This is a genomic window from Mangrovicoccus sp. HB161399 (assembly GCF_013184745.1).
Classification (GTDB): Bacteria; Pseudomonadota; Alphaproteobacteria; order Rhodobacterales; family Rhodobacteraceae; genus Mangrovicoccus.
This window is the reverse complement of sequence record NZ_JAATVU010000169.1, coordinates 1-3,502: the sequence shown is the minus strand read 5'-3', so window position 1 is coordinate 3,502 and position 3,502 is coordinate 1. Positions and strand designations below refer to the sequence as shown.

The 3,502-nt window shown below is 65.2% G+C and carries 3 protein-coding genes and 2 pseudogenes; 3 read left to right on the top strand and 2 right to left on the bottom strand.

The window, feature by feature from the left end:
• Positions 1–373 precede the first annotated feature (373 nt).
• Positions 374–802, bottom strand: a complete 429-nt coding sequence (locus tag HCC78_RS31785; RefSeq protein WP_172332700.1) for a hypothetical protein — start codon at positions 800–802, stop codon at positions 374–376.
• A 26-nt stretch (positions 803–828) separates the two neighbouring features.
• On the opposite strand from HCC78_RS31785, the gene HCC78_RS31780 reads away from it, so the two are divergent.
• Positions 829–1,749, top strand: a complete 921-nt coding sequence (locus tag HCC78_RS31780; RefSeq protein WP_172332702.1) for a glycosyltransferase family 2 protein — start codon at positions 829–831, stop codon at positions 1,747–1,749.
• A 97-nt stretch (positions 1,750–1,846) separates the two neighbouring features.
• Here the strand turns inward: HCC78_RS31780 and HCC78_RS31775 are convergent.
• Positions 1,847–2,477, bottom strand: a pseudogene (locus HCC78_RS31775) (transposase); the annotation flags it as partial.
• Between the two features lie 83 nt (positions 2,478–2,560).
• Here HCC78_RS31775 and HCC78_RS31770 point away from each other — a divergent pair.
• Positions 2,561–3,151: a hypothetical protein gene (locus HCC78_RS31770; protein ID WP_172332701.1), complete on the top strand. Its 591-nt coding sequence runs from the start codon at positions 2,561–2,563 to the stop codon at positions 3,149–3,151.
• Positions 3,093–3,502: pseudogene (locus tag HCC78_RS31765) on the top strand (IS21 family transposase); the annotation flags it as partial. The gene HCC78_RS31770 and the pseudogene HCC78_RS31765, both read left to right, overlap by 59 nt.

The following is a 3,502-nucleotide window of genomic DNA, read 5'->3' as shown; positions in this document are numbered from 1 at the left end:
CGGGGCGGCCCAGACCGTCTATCGCGGGATCGAGCGGGTGCGCTCGCGCTTCATCCTCACGCTCGCGGCGGCAAATCTCGCCCGGCTGCCGCGATTGCTAGCCATATGAAGCCGACGGGCGCCTCGCCACCCAAGCCGGGCGGCAAAGAACGACCAGAAGATCGCGCCCCTGCGCCAACCAAGGAGGAAAACCGTTCTGCTTGCCGCACTATTTCAGCAGCCTGTTAGGGCCAAATGCGATTCCCCTGGCAGCTATCCCCGAACCGACCGTTCGTCCGGCCCCGCAGCATTTCCCGGCTTGAAACGGCCCGGGCGGTGGACTGTCGGCGGTGCAGCCATGACCGGCCGCTGGGCCGGTCATGGCCGGGGCGTTTCAGGCTGCCTCCCGTGAGGCCTTCGCCCAGTAGGCCGTGCCGGCCTTCCACTTAGCAAGGAGGATTGTGGCAAGCTTCCGGCTGATGGCAACGATGGCGGGCAGCTCTGTGGGTGCCTCGCGGGCTAGCACCGGTGCGTCGATATTGTCCAACTGGCTTGGTTCGGGCGATCCGAGGTTGATTTCCACTACATAAAATGCCATCTTGTCTATCATGAGTTTAGAAATTCGCCGCGTCGGCGCCGATATACGGACAGTGGCGGCGACTAAATTGTTTTTCGAGTACCAGAAGTTTCTCCAGTCCGGCTCTTCCACATCCCATGCACCGCATGTGCCCCATTCTGGATTCGCGGGGCATCGGGGTAGAATTTGCCGGGCAATGGGCGAATTTACGGGCTTGGTTGAGTTCCGGAAATATTCGTAGTTCATCGTTCTTCTAGATTTCGAGGGCGTCATTGCAGTACCCAGCGCGAATTACCGTGATCGTTTGCTCCCTTGGTCGGCCGGAATGTCTGGCCTATCTCTGGCAGCGCCTGCAGATACAGACGCGCCCCGCGCATCGGGTCATCGTCGCCGTGCCGAGCTTTGAGGATGTGCCGAGCGCTTGGGCAGGCCTTGCGGAGGAGGCCGACCTGCCGCGTCCCGAGGTGGCAATCTCGGCCAAGGGGCTGCCGCGGCAGAGGAACGTCGGGCTGGAACGGGCCTTGGACGACTCGGACATAATCGTCTTCTTCGATGACGATTATGTCCCCTCGGTCCACGCGCTGGAAGGAATCGAGAAGCTCTTCGCAGCCTATGACGAGGTGACGGGGATCACCGGAAAGCTGCTCGCCGACGGTATCAACGGCCCGGGCATCGAGTCCGAGGCGGCGGCCCAGCTCGTCGACGACTGGGAGGCCGGGGCGGGCGCGGCCTTGCGTGCCGAGCCGCCTCGTGTGCTGGAGTCGCGCCGGGGGCTCTACGGATGCAATATGGCGTTCCGCGTCTCCGCCATCGGCGACGTCCGCTTCGATGAACGGCTGCCGCTCTACGGGTGGCAGGAAGACATAGATTTCGGCGCGCGCGTTCCGGGAAAGAAGTTCACGACCGATGCGCTGGTGGGCGTGCATTGCGGGATGAAGCGCGGCCGTGAGAAGAGGGGCGAATTGCTCGGCTACAGCCAGATCGCCAATCCCATCTACCTCTGGCGGAAGGGGTCGATGCGGCCCCGGTTCGCTATGAAACTCTGCTTGCGAAACTTTCTTTCGAACCACATGAAGGCACTGAAGCCGGAGCCGTGGGTCGACCGCCGCGGTCGGTTGCGCGGCAACTGGCGGGCAATAGGGGACCTCATCCGGGGAAATGCCGACCCGGAGAACATCCTGAGGCTTCCGTAAAATTCGCTTCGGCGAGATCGCCCGACTTTGAGGTGGTGTCGCGAATTTGGTGGAAATTGTCGTACAGCTTGCTCCGGGCTTGTGGATTTGGCTCCGTTCAGGCAGCGAGGTCAAGAGCCATGGGTTCGAGGGGCTGAGAGAGAGTTTCCCAACCGTCGACTTTGCGCATCTGGATCTGCCCGGAGGCGAGCAGCTCCCAGAGTAGCATCGGCACGGTCTCGGCGCAGGGCAGGACGGTCTGGGTCTTTATCCTGCGGCGGAACTCCTCGTTCAGTCGCTCTATCGCGTTGGTCGTGCGGGCCGATTTCCATTGCGATGGATCGAGCCGAGTGAAGCTGAAGAGGCGGTCGCCTGCTTCCTCGAGGCTGTTGGCCACCGCGCGGCATTTCAGGCGCCACTTGCGCAGGAATATCTTCCGCCTGAGTTCCACCACGGCAGCGGCGTCGGCATAGATCATGTCGCGATAGTCCTCGGTGAGTTCGTCATGCAGGCGCTTGGGGGCATGGCCGAGCAGGTTGCGGTGCTTGCGAACCGTGCAGCGCTGGATTGGCAGCTCCTTGCCCCAGAGCGCCGTCGACGATCATGAATTCGGGCCGCCGCAGGCCACGGGCATCGAGATCGGCGAGGAACTGGCTCTAGGCCGCGGTGCTCTTGCCTCCCATGTTCTTGATGGAAAGCAATACCTTCTGCACAACGCGGCGCACTCCGATCGCCGCCAGCCGCAGGGAGGGCGTAGCCCGACCGGAGGCTGGCGGCGGCGGCGCGGTTCTCTTCACGGGGGATTGCGGGGGGTGCTGGCCGCGGCCGCACCGTGCCAGATCCGCTCGAGGCGGTCTGGGAGCCGGTGCTGCTGCCGATCCTCGAGTGCGATCCGGCCGTCCAGGCCGTGACGCTCCTGCGCCACCTGCAGATGACCGATCCGGATGCCTTCTCCGATGACCGGATCCGCCGCACCCTCGAGCGCCGCGTCCGCGACTGGCGTGCCCTGCACGGCCCCGAGCGCGACGTGATCTTCCGCCAGGCACCCGAGCCTGGCCGGATGGCGCTGTCGGACTTCACGGATGCGGCCAGGCTCGGCGTCACCATCGGCGGCGTGCCGCTGGAGCACCGGCTTTTCCACTTCGTCCTGGCCTATAGCGGCCGGGAACGCGCCGCCGTGGTCCTGGGCGGCGAGAGCTTCACCGCGCTGGCCGAGAACCTCCAGAACGCGCTCTGGACCCTCGGCGGCGTGCCGCAGGAACACAGGACCGACAGCCTCTCGGCATTCGGCGGGCGGACAGTCCACCGGACTGTCCGCAATCCCGCCTCATTATCGCAACCTCGATGCCGATGCCGCGGCGGACGTGACCGGGCGCTACGATGCCTTCTGCCGCCACTACGGCATGCTGGCCAGCCGCAATAACCCCGGCGAAGCCCACGAGAGCGGCGCCGTCGAGGCCCCGAACAACCATCTCAAGGTCGCGCTCGACCAGGCGCTGATCCTGCGCGGCTCCCGCGACTTCGCCGAACTCGCCGACTGGAAACGCTTCGTCGACGAGCTGGTCGCCCGCCGCAACCGGCGGCGCGAGGCCGCTGTGCGCACCGAGATGGCCGCGCTGCGCCCGCTGCCCGCACGGCGCACCACCGACTTCACCGAGGTGGTCGCCCGCGTCACCAAGAGCGGCGGCTTCCTGGTGCATGCCGTCTTCTATTCCGCCCCCTCCCAGCTGATCGGCAAGCGGCTGCGGGTCCATGTCTACGACGACCGGATCGA

Bases quoted from the DNA above. Each gene is read 5' to 3' on its own strand.
- HCC78_RS31785 (WP_172332700.1), bottom strand. From the start codon at position 802: ATGAACTACGAATATTTCCGGAACTCAACCAAGCCCGTAAATTCGCCC.